Annotated in this window: 17 protein-coding genes; 6 read left to right on the top strand and 11 right to left on the bottom strand. The window is 66.7% G+C overall.

Translation table 11 applies throughout. The annotated features are described in order from the left end of the window. Positions 1–6 precede the first annotated feature (6 nt). Both BST47_RS09215 and BST47_RS09210 read right to left on the bottom strand, forming a co-directional pair. Positions 7–297, bottom strand: a complete 291-nt coding sequence (locus BST47_RS09215) for a ferredoxin (RefSeq protein ID WP_083125233.1) — start codon at positions 295–297, stop codon at positions 7–9. Next, positions 297–1,478 (bottom strand): 3-ketosteroid-9-alpha-monooxygenase, oxygenase component, encoded by a 1,182-nt coding sequence (locus BST47_RS09210; RefSeq protein WP_083125232.1) that lies wholly within the window; start codon positions 1,476–1,478, stop codon positions 297–299. The genes BST47_RS09215 and BST47_RS09210 overlap by 1 nt, the downstream gene beginning before the upstream one ends. A gap of 100 nt (positions 1,479–1,578) precedes the next feature. Between BST47_RS09210 and BST47_RS09205 the strand changes: the two genes are divergently transcribed. Beyond that, positions 1,579–3,282, top strand: coding sequence for a 3-ketosteroid-delta-1-dehydrogenase (locus BST47_RS09205; RefSeq protein ID WP_083125231.1), 1,704 nt, complete (start codon positions 1,579–1,581; stop codon positions 3,280–3,282). Here the strand turns inward: BST47_RS09205 and BST47_RS09200 are convergent, their stop codons facing one another. Continuing rightward, complete coding sequence (locus BST47_RS09200) at positions 3,283–3,954, bottom strand: PadR family transcriptional regulator (RefSeq protein ID WP_234809629.1); 672 nt, start codon at positions 3,952–3,954, stop codon at positions 3,283–3,285. Positions 3,955–4,075: 121 nt separating this feature from the next. On the opposite strand from BST47_RS09200, the gene BST47_RS09195 reads away from it, so the two are divergent. From BST47_RS09195 to BST47_RS09185, 3 genes are read left to right on the top strand one after another with little or no spacing between them, the layout of a single operon-like run. Beyond that, positions 4,076–4,657, top strand: a complete 582-nt coding sequence (locus BST47_RS09195; RefSeq protein WP_083125230.1) for a PaaI family thioesterase — start codon at positions 4,076–4,078, stop codon at positions 4,655–4,657. A 60-nt stretch (positions 4,658–4,717) separates the two neighbouring features. After that, on the top strand, positions 4,718–5,521 hold the full coding sequence (locus BST47_RS09190) for an SDR family NAD(P)-dependent oxidoreductase (protein WP_083125229.1): 804 nt from the start codon (positions 4,718–4,720) through the stop codon (positions 5,519–5,521). A 10-nt stretch (positions 5,522–5,531) separates the two neighbouring features. Next, positions 5,532–6,584 carry an NAD(P)H-dependent amine dehydrogenase family protein gene (locus BST47_RS09185; RefSeq protein WP_083125228.1) on the top strand — a complete coding sequence of 351 codons (1,053 nt, stop codon included), beginning with the start codon at positions 5,532–5,534 and terminating at the stop codon, positions 6,582–6,584. Here BST47_RS09185 and BST47_RS09180 read toward each other — a convergent pair. The 8 genes from BST47_RS09180 to BST47_RS09145 form a co-directional block, all read right to left on the bottom strand. Beyond that, positions 6,581–7,417 (bottom strand): DegV family protein, encoded by an 837-nt coding sequence (locus BST47_RS09180; protein WP_083125227.1) that lies wholly within the window; start codon positions 7,415–7,417, stop codon positions 6,581–6,583. The two genes, BST47_RS09185 and BST47_RS09180, sit on opposite strands and share 4 nt — an antisense overlap. Beyond that, positions 7,408–8,136: a diglucosylglycerate octanoyltransferase gene (gene octT / locus BST47_RS09175; RefSeq protein ID WP_083125226.1), complete on the bottom strand. Its 729-nt coding sequence runs from the start codon at positions 8,134–8,136 to the stop codon at positions 7,408–7,410. The genes BST47_RS09180 and octT overlap by 10 nt, the downstream gene beginning before the upstream one ends. Beyond that, positions 8,126–8,794 carry a glucosyl-3-phosphoglycerate phosphatase gene (gene gpgP / locus BST47_RS09170; protein ID WP_083125225.1) on the bottom strand — a complete coding sequence of 223 codons (669 nt, stop codon included), beginning with the start codon at positions 8,792–8,794 and terminating at the stop codon, positions 8,126–8,128. The genes octT and gpgP overlap by 11 nt, the downstream gene beginning before the upstream one ends. After that, positions 8,791–9,192, bottom strand: coding sequence for a ribosome silencing factor (gene rsfS / locus BST47_RS09165; RefSeq protein ID WP_083125224.1), 402 nt, complete (start codon positions 9,190–9,192; stop codon positions 8,791–8,793). The genes gpgP and rsfS overlap by 4 nt, the downstream gene beginning before the upstream one ends. Beyond that, the gene (gene nadD / locus BST47_RS09160) at positions 9,189–9,827 is read right to left on the bottom strand and encodes a nicotinate-nucleotide adenylyltransferase (protein ID WP_083125223.1); all 639 of its coding nucleotides are present in this window, start codon (positions 9,825–9,827) and stop codon (positions 9,189–9,191) included. The genes rsfS and nadD overlap by 4 nt, the downstream gene beginning before the upstream one ends. Before the next feature lie 90 nt (positions 9,828–9,917). Further along, a complete protein-coding gene (locus BST47_RS09155; RefSeq protein ID WP_083125222.1) occupies positions 9,918–11,366 on the bottom strand; it encodes a vWA domain-containing protein in 1,449 nt (482 codons plus the stop codon). After that, positions 11,366–12,241 carry an AAA family ATPase gene (locus BST47_RS09150; RefSeq protein WP_083125221.1) on the bottom strand — a complete coding sequence of 292 codons (876 nt, stop codon included), beginning with the start codon at positions 12,239–12,241 and terminating at the stop codon, positions 11,366–11,368. Before BST47_RS09150 ends, BST47_RS09155 begins: the two co-directional genes overlap by 1 nt. A 14-nt stretch (positions 12,242–12,255) precedes the next feature. Beyond that, the gene (locus tag BST47_RS09145) at positions 12,256–13,503 is read right to left on the bottom strand and encodes a glutamate-5-semialdehyde dehydrogenase (RefSeq protein WP_083125220.1); all 1,248 of its coding nucleotides are present in this window, start codon (positions 13,501–13,503) and stop codon (positions 12,256–12,258) included. Positions 13,504–13,576: 73 nt separating this feature from the next. Between BST47_RS09145 and BST47_RS09140 the strand changes: the two genes are divergently transcribed. After that, a complete protein-coding gene (locus tag BST47_RS09140) occupies positions 13,577–14,458 on the top strand; it encodes a ribokinase (protein WP_083125219.1) in 882 nt (293 codons plus the stop codon). After that, entirely contained in the window at positions 14,455–15,279 is an 825-nt protein-coding gene (locus BST47_RS09135; protein WP_083125218.1) for an enoyl-CoA hydratase/isomerase family protein, read from the top strand. Before BST47_RS09140 ends, BST47_RS09135 begins: the two co-directional genes overlap by 4 nt. Positions 15,280–15,291: the final 12 nt, after the last annotated feature.

The following is a 15,291-nucleotide window of genomic DNA, read 5'->3' as shown; positions in this document are numbered from 1 at the left end:
TCGAAGTTACGTGCTCACCCGTGCTGATTCATCGACCACCGGCAGATCGCCGGTGCGGACCGCGTCGATGATGGAGTCGTTCAGCGCTGAGCAGGCCAGGAACAGGCCGCGCTCCGCATGCTCGGTCAAGTGCTCGGCGTCGCGGCGTTCCAGACAGCGGGCGGAGGCGTCGGCATTCCACTGCACGCTGGTTTGATTCCAGCTGCTTTTTCGCGCCTGCACGCACGCACCGCAACGGTGGCAGCCCACCGACACCATCGGAGCGTCGGCGAGTCGGTTGTCGGGCCGGACGGCCATCAGACGCTTCCCGACCTCGCCGCTTGAGCGCTGATGTTCTCGTCGACGACCTTCATCCACTCCTCGTACGGGCTGGTGGTGTCGAGTTCGTATTCGAAGCGGTCCACCATGTCAGGCTCGACATCGGCGGCGTCGACGTAGAACTGCTCGTACCACCGGCGCAACTGGTAGACCGGTCCGTCCTCCTCGCACAGCAGCGGATTGTCGATGCGGGCCTTGTTCTTCCAGATCTCGACATCCTGCTCGAAACCCACCTTGACCCAATCGCCTAGCGCGATCGCCGCTTGCAGCGCCGCATCACCGGGCAGCGCCTCCGACTTCTTCACGATGATGCCGTACTGCAGCACAAAGGAATTGGCGTCGATCGGGTAATGGCAGTTGATCAGAACCGTGTTCTGGTCGTCGTTCTCGAAGTGGTAGGTCAGGTCGTCGATCATGAACGACGGGCCGAAGTACGAGGCCACCGAGGTCGTACCGAGCAGCCGAGGCTGTCCCTCGGGATTCGGGATGTCACCGCGCGAGCCACCGTTCATGTACTGCGTGGCGACGTGGCCCTCGAAGATGTTCTTGAAGTGCGTCGGCAGCGAACCGTGAATGTAGAAGAAGTGCGCCATGTCGACGACGTTGTCGATGATCTCGCGGCAGTTGGTGTTGACGACGGTGGTGTACCAATGCCAATCGGTCCAGTCGTCACTCGTCGCACCCTCGATCCGGGGAATCGCGACCTCGGCGGGCGGCGGATTCTTCTCGGGGTCGTTCCAGACGAACAGCATGCCGTCCTGTTCGAGGGTGTTCCACGTCGCGGTGCGGGCCAGCCTCGGCGTCCGCTTGCTGTAGGGCACCTTCTTGCATCGACCGTCGCCGCCCCACCGCCAGTCGTGGAACGGGCAGGCGATCTCGTCGCCCTTCACGGTGCCCTGACTGAGGTCCCCGCCCATGTGACGGCAGTAGCCGTCGAGCACGTTGATCTTGCCGTCGCCGCTGCGGAACACCACCAGCTTCTGGCCGAAGGCGCTCACCGAGTGCGGCTCGCCATCGCCGAAGTCCCTGGTCAACCCCAGGCAGTGCCATCCGCGCGCAAATCTGGTCGGTGCTGCTGCGGCTTCGATCTGCCGAATCTCGTCAGTCTGATTGTCGGCTCGGCCGACGGTGGTTTCTGCGGTCCCTGGCTGCGACGTCATACGCTCGTTTTACGCCCGCGAGGCGGCTCGTGGAGCGAATCGTCCCGCTGGGAGGGAAGATCGTCCGCACCGGCGATTGCCCCGACCTACTGTCGAAGCCGTGACGACTGCTGCGCCCGCCACCGTTCCCGCCGGGATGCCCCTGCGCGATACGTCCGTCGATCTGCTCGTGGTGGGGTCGGGCACCGGCATGGCCGCCGCGCTGGCGGCCGCCGAGCACGGACTCAAAGTGCTGATCGTCGAGAAATCGCAATACGTCGGCGGTTCCACCGCGAGATCCGGCGGGGCCCTGTGGATTCCCGCGAGCCCGGTGCTCGAAGAGTACGGAGCCGGGGACACCGCACAGAAGGCACGGACCTACCTGGACTCGGTCGTCGCCGGCACCGCTCCGCCGCAGCGGTCAGCGGAGTTCGTCACCCACCTGGCGGCGACAGTCCAGATGTTGCGACGCACCACGCCCATGCGGTTCACGTGGGCACGCGACTACTCCGACTACCACCCCGAGCTACCCGGCGGAAGTGCCGACGGGCGGACGTGTGAGTGCAGGCCGTTCAACACCTCGCTCCTAGGTCGATACCGCTCGTTGCTGCGCCCGGGGTTGATGGAGCCGACGATCCCGATGCCGACCACGAGCGCGGACTATCGCTGGATGAATCTGATGGTCCGGGTACCACGAAAAGGCCTGCCGCTCATCGTCAAACGGCTGGCCCAGGGCGTCGGCGGCTTGATGCTCGGCCGACGGTACACCGCAGGCGGACAAGCGTTGGCCGCAGGGTTGTTCGCAGGCGTCCTGCGCGCGGGCATCGGTGTGTGGACGCAGACCACGCTCGTGCGGCTGATCACCGACGGCGACCGGGTCACCGGCGCCGTCGTCGCACACAACGGACGCGAGGTCACCGTCGAAGCACGACGCGGTGTCGTGCTGGCCGCGGGCGGCTTCGACCACAACATGGACATGCGGTGGAAGTTCCAGTCCGAATCACTCGGCGAGCACGCCAGCCTCGGCGCGGAAACCAACACCGGTGACGCGATCCGCATCGCCCAAGATGCCGGTGCCGGGATCGACTTGATGGATCAGGCCTGGTGGTTCCCTGCGGTGGCGCCGCTGCCGGGGGCCGATCCGCTGGTGATGCTCGCCGAACGATCCCTGCCGGGCTCGCTGATCGTCGACCAGACGGGTCAGCGGTTCACCAACGAGTCGTCCGATTACATGTCCTTCGGCCAGTGCGTGCTCGAAAGGGAGCGTGCCGGTAATCCTGTCGAGTCCATGTGGATCGTTTTCGATCAGCAATACCGCAACAGCTATGTCTTTGCCGCGGATCGCTTTCCGCGCATGAGTCTGCCGCAGGCGTGGTACGACGCGGGGATCGCCCACCGCTCCGAGGATCTGGCCGAACTCGGGCGCATGATGAAGGTGCCCGAGTCGCAGTTCGTCGCCACAGTCGGCCGATTCAACGAGATGTCGCGCGCCGGAGACGATTCCGACTTCGGCCGCGGACGCAGCGCGTACGACCGCTACTACGGCGACCCCACGATCACCCCGAACCCGAATCTGCGCCCGCTCGACCACGGCCCGTTCTATGCGGTCAAGATGGCGCTCAGCGACCTGGGTACGTGCGGCGGCCTGCGCGCCGACGAGCGCGCCCGGGTGCTGCGCGAAGACGGTTCCGCCATCGCAGGGTTGTATGCGATCGGCAACACCGCCGCGAACGCGTTCGGCGCCACCTATCCCGGTGCGGGCGCGACGATCGCGCAGGGTCTGGTGTACGGCTACATTGCCGCCCTGGACGCCGCCGCGACGTAATCACGCGTCGTCGGCGTCGGCCTTCTTCTCGATCTCGTACCAGTAATCCGGTGCAGGCCAAGGGACTTTCGTTCGTCCGCCGTCGCCGACGCGCGGGAACTCCGCTTCGGCCTCATCGAGTTCTTTGATCATCTTCAGCGTCAGCTCACGCTCGTTCGCGTAGTAGCGCTCAGCCCAGTTCAGCGCGACGCGGGCGTACGCCCACGACGGATCGGCGCCTGCCCATTTTGCGTCTTTCGCCGCGTTGCGGTGCATTTCGTCGGCGTAGGCCAGGTGTTCCTGCAGGATTTCTTTCAGCCGGGCCGGATCGGTCAGATGTCCCAAGGTCACCCGCAACAGGGCGCTGTGCTTGAGTACCGGCGGATCGAGGGGTGAGTCGTTCGCCCATCGGGTGACGGCGTCGAGTCCCTCGCCGGTGATCCTGTACAGCCTGCGATTGCGGGTGCCTGCGCTGTTCTCGACGCGCGAGGTCACCAGGCCGAGCTGTTCGAGCTTCTTGAGTTCGGAGTAGATCTGGCTGTACGCGGGACTCCCGTAGAAGAAGCGCATGCTCCACTCGATCCACTTCCGGATGTCGTAGCCCGAAAGCTCGTACTCGTAAGAGAGCATGCCCAGTAGCGCCCAGCTGGTCGCCGCAAGATTCGGCTTCTCCGGCGGATCGCTTTCTACCACGATTTCAGACTAACAACACAGGTCACGGCACTAGGCCAACTCACCACTGGGCGGGACACCGCGTTGCGGACCGCTTGCGCTGCGGCCAAGGTGTACCACGAACACGAGCGAAGGAGTCCAGATGTCGAGCGACGCGCACGAACGCCTGACTGCGTCCGTTCGTCGACTGATCGACGCCACCATTCGGACTGAAGTCGACCTGGCCGCCATCGCGGATGCAGCCGACACGATCGACGCGGCGACAGCCCGTTTGAGCAACTCCCTGCTTCCGGGATCGTTCGGCGTGCAGACCACCCCCGATGGGCGCTCCATCGCGTTGGGCAACGTGGTGATCGGCGGTCGAAATCCGATCGCGCCTCCCTTGGTCGTCGACCATGACGCCGATGGCGCAGTACACACCGACTTCGTGCTCGGTGCCGCGTACGAGGGGCCGCCGGGCCACGTGCACGGTGGAATCTGCGCTCTGATCCTCGACCACGTTCTCGGCGCCACCGCGCACAAGCCAGACCAGCCCGCCGTCACCGGCACGCTGACCCTGCGTTACGTCCGCGGCACACGTCTTGGCCGGCGCCTTCGCGCGCAGGCGCAGGTCGATCGAATCGACGGGACGAAGACCTTCGCGGTCGGCAGTATCACCGACTCCGACGGCGTCACGGTCGAGGCAGAGGGCATCTTCATCCATCCGAGGAGTACGCGGCCCTGACAGGCCCACGGGGCGGGACAAACGGCTGACACCCCGGCGTTTTCACGCGATTATCTGCCTATGCCTCTTCAGCGATACAACGATCGTCGAGTCCTGATCACCGGCGGCGGCTCCGGGATCGGTCAAGCAACCGTGCTGCGGATCTTGGACGAAGGTGGCCGGGTGGCGGCGGCGGACGTGAGCGAGTCCGGTTTGAAGGACACCGTCGCCAAGGCCGAGCCGCACCGCGACCGGCTGACGACGGTGGTCCTCGACGTCTCCAGTGAGGAGTCGGTGAAGCAGGGCGTGGCCCAGGCCGTCGAAGCGCTCGGGGGTCTCGATGCGCTGGTGAACGCCGCGGGGATATTGCGATCGGTGCATTTCCTCGAAACCACGCTCGCCGATTTCGAACAGGTGCTGCGGATCAATCTGATCGGCACGTTCCTGATGACGCGAGAGGCCATCCCCGCGTTGCGCAACGGCGCCGACCCTGCCGTCGTCAACTTCAGCTCCACCTCCGCGGCCTTCGCGCACCCCTACATGTCCGCCTACGCTGCGTCCAAGGGCGGGGTTCAAGCGATGACCCACACGCTGGCACTGGAGTTCGCGAAGGAGCGGATCCGGTTCAACTCGGTTCAGCCCGGCTCGATCTCGTCCGGGATGACCGACGGCACCGGCGAATCCAAACAGAGCATCGGTCCCGGACTGCCCGCCGACGCCGACTTCTCGCTGTTCGGCAAGATCATGCCGACCCTCCCGGTGGACGGCGGCGGCATGTTCGCCAAGCCGGATGCCGTCGCCGCTGTGGTGGCGATGCTCGCCTCCTCGGATGCCTACTTTGTGACGGGGACCGAGGTGCGAGTCGACGGCGGAACCCACATGTAACGTGCTTCCAATGACGACCCCCGAGCGACCCCTCCGCGTCATTCAGTGGACCACCGGCAACATCGGCCGACGATCGCTGCACGCGATCATCGGCCGCGACGACATGGAGCTCGTCGGCGTGTACGCCCACGACGCCGACAAGGTGGGGGTCGACGCCGCGGAGTTGAGCGGCTGGCCAGAGCCCACCGGCATCAAAGCCACCAACGACATCGCGGAGCTCATCGCACTGAAGCCCGACGCCTGTTGTTACAACCCGTTGTGGCCCAGCGTCGATGAACTCGTCGCGCTGCTCGAAGCCGGCGTGAACGTGTGCTCCAGCGCCGCCTGGATCACCGGCGGCAAGCAGACACCCGAGGATCTGACGCGCATCCGGAAAGCTTGCGAGAAAGGCAATTCCACGATCTTCGGCAATGGCGCCCATCCCGGCATGACGAACATGGTGGGCATGGTGCTGTCAGGCTCGTGCGAGCGGGTCGACGAAATCCGAATCACCGAATCGGTCGACTGCTCGACGTACGAGTCGGCGGGAACGCAGACGGCGATGGGCTTTTCGCAGGATCCCGACACCCCGGGTCTGGCCGAGAGTGTGCGACGCGAGAGCGAGGTGTTCGCCGAATCCGCCGCCATGATGGCCGATGCCATCGGCGCCAAGCTCGACAGAATGACGTTCGACGTGACGTTCACGCCCGCGACCGGCGACAGCGATCTGGGATTCATGCAGATCCCCTCGGGCACCGTCGGCGGTGTCATGGGCTATCACCGCGGCTGGGTGGGCGACAAGAACGTCGTCAGCGTCGGGTTCAACTGGATCATGGGCAGCCACGTCACCCCGCCCAAGCCGCTCGAACACGGACACGTCATTCAGGTGTTCGGCCTGCCGAACATGCGCACGGTGCTGCACTGCCTGCCGCCCAAGGACTGGACCGAACCCGGGTTCATGGGCCTCGGCATGATCTACACCGCGATGCCGGTGACCAACGCCGTGCCCGCAGTCGTCGCGGCCGCACCGGGCATCGTCACGCTCAAGGATCTCCCGCCGGTCACCGGCCGGGTAGCCCGCTAATCGGCGGTCTGGACGACGACGCCGATGGCGCCGGCGCCGAGGTGAATCGACAACACCGGGCCCATATCGGCGACGGTGAGCGAATCGATCTGCGGTAGGCGCGCGGTCAGCGCGGCGCCCATTTCGTCTGCGCCATCGTGATTGTCGACGTGGTGGACGGCGATCCTCGCACCGCCCTCGCCGACGATCTCCGCGACCCGCTCGACCATAGCGGTGTGCGCCTTGGTGAGCGTGCGCACCCGCTGATCCAGCACGAGCCGGCCGTCCACATCCAGACACAGCAACGGCTTGAGCGACAGCGCCGTGCCCAGCCATGACGCGGCCGTGCCGATCCGTCCACTGCGCCGCAGGTTGTCCAGGCGGTGCACAACGATGAACGCATGAGTGCGTGGCACCGCCGAACGGGCTTCCGCCTCAACGATTTCCAGATCCTCGCCCGCGGCCGCGGCGTCTGCCGCGGCACACGCGACAAACCCGACTCCCATCGCCGCCGATCGCGAATTGACCACGCGGACCGAGGAGCCGAACTCGCGGGCCGCCTGCACCGCCGTGCTGAAGGTGCTCGACAGCGCGGCGGAGAGGTGGACCGCGACGACACCGTCGCCGTCGCTGTCAGCCAGTGCCTGCCGGTACGTCTCGGTCAGCGCCGCGGGCGATGCCCCCGACGTCGTCGCGCGCGGGCGGTCATGAATGTCGTTGGGCACGTCGTCGATACCGTCTCGCAGATCGGCGCCGTCGACCAGGACATGCAGCGGCACCTGACGGATGTTGTTCTGCTTCAGCTCATCTGCGGTCAGGCGTGACGACGAGTCCGTCACGACGATTACGGACATGCCACGCCGGCCTCCGCGAGCGCCTTGAGCATCAGGTCGGCCACGGCCTGATGCGCTTCGAAATTCCAATGGATGCCGTCTGGATTCCCCCGGCCGCTCATGACCTCGTCGCCGACCGCGGCCTTGAGGTCGACGAGGGGAATGCCGTGTTCGGCCGCCCACGCGGTGATCGCCTTCACCGTGCCTTCGCGGCCGTGGTGCGCCTTTCCGTAGGTCTCGGCGATGTGCACCGAAGGCAACGACGCCACCACCGGAATTCCGGGACGGTTGAAATCGATGGCCCCCCGCGTCATCTCGAGGTATTCGACCGAGACGTGCGGCGGCAGCGCCGCACGGGACACCGGCGACAGGCGCGGCTGCAGCCAGCCGTACCCGTCGCGCGCCCAGCGCCGCAGCCACGCCGGACGGATGTACCGGATCAGCTCGCGCAACGCGGTGGGCAGCGGCGACGGCAGTGAATCCATTCCACATGTCGCGAACACGACCGCACCCGCACGCGGCAACGCCGCCCAGGCCCGCGGGTCCTGGGTGGCCGCCCACCAGACGTCGCGGCAGGTCCAGCCGATCCGGCCGATGAGCTCGACATCCCAATCAAGCTGTGCAGCAACGATGTTAGGCCAGATTCGCGGATCGTCGGACGGGAGCCCGCCGGTCGGACCGTAGTAGGACAGCGAGTCGCAGAACAGCAGCAGCGTCGGGCGGCCGGGATCAGAGGACATCATTGGCAACCTGCGCCGAGGCGTTCCAGACGTCGAGCCGCCAGCGAATGTCCGTTGGCGCGGCGTCGACGTCGCTATGCGCGGACAACTGCACCCAGCTGCAGTTGCCCATGCCGCCGAGGATCGGCCAATTGTCGACGGGCAAACCGAGCAACGCCGCGGTCAGCGCGGCGATCAGCCCACCGTGGGCGACGAGCACCACCGGCCGTTCCGGCTCGTCGACCCCCCAATCCGCCTGCTCGGCGAGCAGCTCGTTCACCAGCGGCATGCTGCGCACCGCCACGTCGACCCGGCTCTCTCCGCCGTGCGGTGCCCAGCGGGCGTTCTCGCGCCACGCCAGCCGGGCGCCCGGCGCCCGGGCGTCGACCTCGAGATGCGTCAAGCCCTGCCAGTCGCCGAGGTGCGTCTCGCGCAGCCGAGTGTCCACCTGCACCGGCGTTCCGGCGCGCTCCCCCAGGCTGACCGCGGTGTCCAGCGCCCGTCGCAGGTCAGAGGACACGATGAGCAACGGCTGCCGCTTGGCCAGCACCTCGGCCGCGGCAACGGCCTGGTCCCGGCCCAGGTCGGACAGGTCGGTGTCCAGTTGGCCCTGCATGCGGCTGCCCGCGTTGTACTCGGTCTGCCCGTGACGCAGCATGACCAGTCGGCGGATCCTCACGACTCGGAGTCCTCTGCTCTTCGCGCAAGCGGCTCATCGCCATCCAGATCCACTGTCAGCACCGGGCAATCACGCCACAGCCGATCCAGCGCATAGAAGTCGCGCTCGTCCTGATGCTGGATGTGCACGACGATGTCGACGAAATCGAGCAGCGTCCACCGTCCCTCGCGCCCGCCTTCCCGCCGGGCCGGCTTGTGCCCCGCGAGCCGCATCTTCTCCTCGACCTCGTCGACGATCGCGTTGACCTGCCGCTCGTTGGACGCCGAGGCGATGACGAAGCAGTCGGTGATGACCAGCTGCCCCGAAACGTCGATCACGATGACGTCCTCGGCGAGCTTGGCCGACGCCGCCCGTGCGGCCACCGTCGCCATGTCGATCGCCTCTTGGGATGCGCTCATCGGGTGGACTCCTCCGTCAACGAATTGGCCTCGTACAGCTTGCGTTTGGCCACGTACTGCACCACACCGTCGGGCACCAGATACCAGATGGGCCTGCCCTTTTCGGCGCGCTTACGGCAGTCGGTCGACGAGATGGCCAGCGCGGGGACCTCCACGAGGCTCAGCGCTTCAGGGGGCAGCTCGGCCATGGCCGCCTTGATGTGCTGACCGTCGAGTTCGTAGCCGGGCCGGCTGACTCCGACGAATTTGGCGATGGAGAACATCTCCTCCCAGTTCTGCCAGGACAGAATCGATGCCAGCGCGTCGGCTCCGGTGATGAAGTACAGGTCCGCGTCCGGGTTGAGCGCATGCAGGTCGCGCAGGGTGTCCTTGGTGTAGGTCGGACCGCCGCGATCGATGTCGACGCGGCTGACCGAGAACCTCGGGTTGGACGCGGTGGCGATGACGGTCATCAAATAGCGGTCCTCGGCGGCGGTGACGTGGCGGTGATGCTTCTGCCACGGCTGACCGGTCGGGACGAACACCACCTCATCGAGCTCGAACAAGTCGGTGGCCTCGCTGGCTGCGACCAGGTGGCCGTTGTGGATGGGATCGAACGTCCCACCCATCACGCCCAACCTTCGTCGCGAAACCACGATTGACCAGCTTACTTCTCGCGCCGAGCGTGGGCTTGACGCACGGTTTCGGCCGACAAAGCGTGCGGGTAACCCACGTTCGCGCCGAACCTAGACCGGCAGCAGCGCATCGATGACCGAGGCCAGCTGCTTGGCGGACCGGCATTCGTGCATGGTGATGACGTCCTGATAGCGCGGCACCGCCGAATCACCGCTGCCCCACAGATGCCGCGGCTCGGGATTGAGCCAGTGTGCGTGCCTGCTGGAGTTGACCATGTGCGCCAGCAGATCGATCTCGGGGTTGCGGTAGTTGTTGCGCCCGTCGCCGAGCACCAGAAGGGAGCTGCGCGGCGACAGTACATTCGGCCAGGTGTTCATGAACGAGACGAACGCGTGCCCGTAGTCGGAATGACCGTCTCGGGTGTACACCCCGGCTTCGCGGGTGATGCGCTGCACAGCGACGGCCAGGTCGGCGTCTGGCCCGAACAACTCGGTCACCTCGTCGGTGGTGTCGATGAACGCGAAGACCCGAACCCGGGAGAACTGCTGGCGCAGCGCGTGCACGAGCATCAACGTGAAGTGGCTGAAACCGGCGACCGACCCGGATACGTCGCACAGCACCACCAGTTCGGGCCGCGCCGGATGCGGCTTCTTGAGCACCACGTCGATCGGCACGCCGCCGGTGGACATCGATTTGCGCAGTGTCTTACGCAGATCGATCTCACCTTGTCGCGCCCGACGCCGCCGGGCGGCCAACCGGGTCGCCAACGTGCGCGCCAGCGGCTTCACCACGCGTTGCATCTGGCGCAGCTGTTCGCCTGAGGCACGCAGGAACTCGACGTTCTCCGCGAGCTGCGGCACGCCGTACATCTGCACATGGTCGCGGCCCAGCTGTTCAGCGGTGCGACGTTTGGTTTCCGCCTCAACCATTCGACGCAATTGGTTGATGCGTTGCGCCGCCATCGCTTTGGCGATCTGCTCCTGGGTCGGCGTCGGTTCGTCGCCGTAGGGTGCGAGCAGGCCGGCCAGCAGCCGGCCTTCCAGGTCGTCAAGGTTCATGGCCTTGAGCGCCTGATACGACGAATAAGACGGGCCCCGGCTGGAGTTGTACCGCCCGTGCGCCTCGACGATCTGGGCGATCATTCGCTGGAGCCGCTCGTCCAGATTGGCCAGATCCTCGTTGGCTTCCAACAGGTCCAACAGCGCCTGCCGCATGGCGTCGACATCCTCGGGAGGCAGTCCTTCGGGGTCGCCGCCCGCTTCGTCGTCATCGTCGACGAAGACCGTCTTCGCGCCCAGCGCCGCGGGGAACCACAGATCGAACATCGCGTCGTAGGTCTCGCGGTGATCGGGGCGGCGCAGCACCGCGCATGCCAGACCCTCGCGCAGTTGTTCCCGACTCTGCAGGCCCAGTACCGACATCACCCGCCCGGCATCGACGGTTTCCGACGGGCCCACCGAAATCCCCTGCCCGCGCAGCGCTTCGACGAACTCGACCAGGTGGCCGGGAATTCCGTGCGGCGCCAATGGTTGCGGTGGACGGGTTCGGCGGACGGCCATCAGTTGAGCCTTAACTCTCCGGACGCCTTTATTTGATCGGACTGGTGTTTGAGCACCACTCCGAGAGTCGCCGCGATGGTCGCGTCGCTGATCGTGTCCAGCCCCAGTGCCAGCAGCGTGCGGGCCCAGTCGATGGTCTCGGCCACCGAGGGGAGCTTCTTGAGCTGCATACCGCGCAGCACGCCGATGATGCGAACCAGTTCCTCGGCGAGGTGCTCGGGCAGTTCGGGCACGCGGGACAACAGGATGCGCCGTTCCAGCTCGGCATCGGGAAAGTCGATGTGCAGGAACAGGCACCGGCGCTTGAGCGCCTCCGACAGTTCGCGCGTCGCGTTCGAGGTCAGCACGACGAACGGCTTGCGCTCGGCGACGATGGTGCCGAGTTCCGGCACGGTGACTGCAAAGTCGCTCAGTACCTCCAGCAGCAGACCCTCGATCTCGATGTCCGCCTTGTCGGTCTCATCGATCAGCAGGACCGTCGGCTCGGTGCGTCGGATCGCAGTCAGTAGCGGACGCGTCAGCAGGAACTCTTCGCTGAACACATCGGTTTTGGTCTGGTCCCAGTCACCGGAGCCGGCCTGGATGCGCAAAATCTGCTTGGCGTGGTTCCACTCGTAGAGCGCGCGGGCCTCGTCGACGCCCTCGTAGCACTGCAGCCGCACCAGACCTGAGCCGGTCGCCTGCGCGACCGCGCGAGCCAGTTCGGTCTTACCCACACCCGCGGGACCCTCGACCAGCAACGGCTTGCCCAGCCGGTCGGCGAGGAATACCGCTGTGGCGGTTGCGGTGTCGGGAAGGTAACCGGTCTCGGCGAGCTTCTTGCCGACATCCTCGATGTCGGCGAACAACGGTGCTGGGCGTGCGGGGACGCTCACTCGGCTACTCCTAATCAGGCGGGACGGGTCTGGCCGTCGCCCCACACAATCCACTTGGTCGATGTCAGTTCGGGCAGGCCCATCGGGCCCCTGGCGTGCAGCTTCTGGGTCGAGATGCCGATCTCGGCGCCGAACCCGAATTGCTCACCATCGGTGAACGCCGTCGATGCGTTCACCATCACCGCCGCGGCGTCCACCCGTTCGGTGAACCGTTGTGCAGCGGCAAGATTCGTCGTCACGATGGCTTCGGTATGTCCGGTGCCGTATTCGTTGACGTGCTCGATCGCGGCGTCGAGACCGTCGACCACCGCGACGGCGATGTCCATCGACAGGAACTCCATGCGGAGTTCGTCGTCCGAAGGATTCTCGTGCAGGGTGACGCCCGCGTCGCGCAGCGCTTTCGTCAGCCGCGGCAGTGCGGTGTCGGCGATCGCGGCGTCGATCAACAGCGATTCGGCGGCATTGCACACGCTGGGCCTGCGCGTCTTGGCGTTGAGCAGAATTCGTTCGGCGACATCGAGATCGGCCGATTCGTGCACGTAGACATGGCAATTGCCGACACCGGTTTCGATGGTGGGGACCATCGCGTCGCGCACCACCGCGTCGATCAGTCCTGCTCCCCCGCGCGGGATCACGACATCGACGAGACCGCGGGCCTGGATCAGATGCGTGACGCTGGCGCGGTCGGCGCTGGGAAGCAGCTGAACCACGTCGGATTCGAGCCCCTCACCGACCATCGCTGCCCGCAGCGCGGTGACTAGCGCTCCGTTGGACTGGGCCGCCGACGAGCTTCCGCGCAGCAGCACCGAATTGCCGGACTTCAGGGTCAACCCGAATGCGTCGACCGTGACGTTGGGCCTGCCTTCGTAGACGATGCCGACGACTCCGAGCGGGACGCGCTGCTGGCGCAATTGCAGGCCGTTGGGCAGCGTGCGCCCGCGCAGCACCTCGCCGATGGGGTCGGGCAGCCCGGCGACCTGTCGCAGTCCGGCGGCGATGCCGTCCACGCGCTGAGGGTTCAGCGCGAGCCTGTCGAGCATGGCGCCCGGTGTGCCCGCGGCTCTGGCAGTCTCGAGATCGCGCTCGTTGGCGGCGAGGATCTCGTGCACCCGCGCGAGCACCGCGTCGGCCGCGGCATGCAGCGCGCGGTTCTTGGTTTCGGTGGACAGCGTGGCCAGGGTGCGTGCCGCGACGCGGGCCCGGCGGGCGGCGTCGTGGACCTGCGAGCGCAAGTCGGAAAGCGCTGGGGCCTGCACACTCATTGAGCCAGCGTATCGAACCTCTCTGGACCGTTCGACACATGTCAGGTAGCGGGCCTGGGCTAGCTTGGCTGTTATGGCCGCACGGGTCTGTGTTGTGGGCAGTGTCAACGCCGATCTGACGTTCACCGTGAACGCGTTACCGCGGCCCGGCCAAACAGTGCTGGCGTCCTCGCTGCAGTCCTCACCAGGGGGCAAAGGCGGAAATCAGGCGGTGGCCGCGGCACGCGCGGGCGCATCGGTGCAGCTGGTCGCCGCGCTCGGCAGCGACGCGACCGCCGAGCAGTTGCGCGCGCACCTGTCCGCGAACGATGTGGGGCTCGACGGGGTGGTGTCGGTGGCCGGGCCCAGCGGCACGGCGGTCATCGTGGTGGACGCCGCGGCCGAGAACAACATCGTGGTCGCCCCCGGGGCCAACGCCAAGTTGTCCGTCGACTCCGCCGACATCCCTGCCTCCATCGCCGATAGTGACGTCGTCCTGCTGCAGCTGGAGATTCCGATCGCCACCGCGATCGCCGCCGCACGCATCGCCCGGGCCGCCGGCGCGACAGTCATCGTCAACGCCTCCCCGTCCGGCGCGCGGCCGCACGACCTGCTCGCGCTGTCCGAACTGGCCGACGTCGTCGTCGTCAACGAAGCGGAAGCTCGTGAATGGCACTGGCCCGTCGCCCATCTTGTGATCACCCGGGGCAGGCGGGGCGCCAGTTATCTCGGCGAGGACGAACGCTTCGATGTCCCAGCGCCGCGGGTCACGCCCGTCGACACCACGGGTGCGGGCGACGTCTTCGCCGGCGTGCTGGCCGCCGGCTGGCCGACCGGCCACGAGGTCGCGCTGCGCCGGGCATGCGCGGCCGGGGCCCTGTCCACGCTGGTGCCGGGCGCGGGTGACTGCGCGCCGTACACCGAGGCCATCGATGATGCGGTTTCCAACAGAAAAGCGAGCGAGGGACATCTATGACGAAGACCGGGCCACCGCGGCCACCCGAGGGCGACTGGCTGGGCACCCCGTACCTGCGCTTCACCCGTGAGGGTGCGTTCGGCGTGTGCACGCTGGATCGGCCCGAGGCACGCAACGCGATGACACCCGCGATGTACTTCGGTATTCGGTACGCGGTCAGGCACGTCGACGCCGACCCGGATCTGGCCGGCTTGCTGATCACCGGCACCGGTGATGTGTTCGCCCCCGGCGGCGACATGGGTGGCGGCGACGGCAGCGACAACTGGCTGACGTTCGGTTCGGCGCTCGGCATGGATGTGACGCCGTTCGAGACGCTGCGCCAGTCGGTGAAGCCTGTGGTCTCGGCGGTGAACGGGTTGTGTCAGGGCGGCGGTCTGCAGATCGCGCTGTGCAGCGACATGACGGTGGTGAGCGATCGGGCGACGTTCCGGGTGCCCGAACTGCTGCGCGGTATCGCCGACACGTACTACAGCCAGATGCTGGCGCGCCTGATCGGCCCGGTCCGCACCCGCGATCTGATGTTCACCGGCCGCACGCTGACCGCGCAGGAGGCCCACGACTGGGGCATGGTCGCGAGGATCGTCCCGCACGACGAGCTGCTCGACACAGCGCGCGAGGTGCTCGGTCAATGCTGCCGGACCGCACCCGCGGCCAGGGGCTTGGTCAAGTCCAGCCTGGACAACTACCTGGGCCTGTTCGACCGCATCGGCATGCAGGCCGGCCTGTCCGGGCCCGAGGCCCTGGAGGGGTTCCTGTCGTTCAAGGAGCGGCGCTCGCCGAGTTGGGTGCACCCGGACCTGCGCATCGACGGCCGCCTCTAGATGCGGTTTGTG

It is taken from the genome of Mycolicibacterium tusciae (genome assembly GCF_002086795.1).
Classification (GTDB): domain Bacteria; phylum Actinomycetota; class Actinomycetes; order Mycobacteriales; family Mycobacteriaceae; genus Mycobacterium; species Mycobacterium tusciae.
Note: the sequence above shows the minus strand (reverse complement) of the source record. Positions and strands in the feature narration are given on the sequence as shown.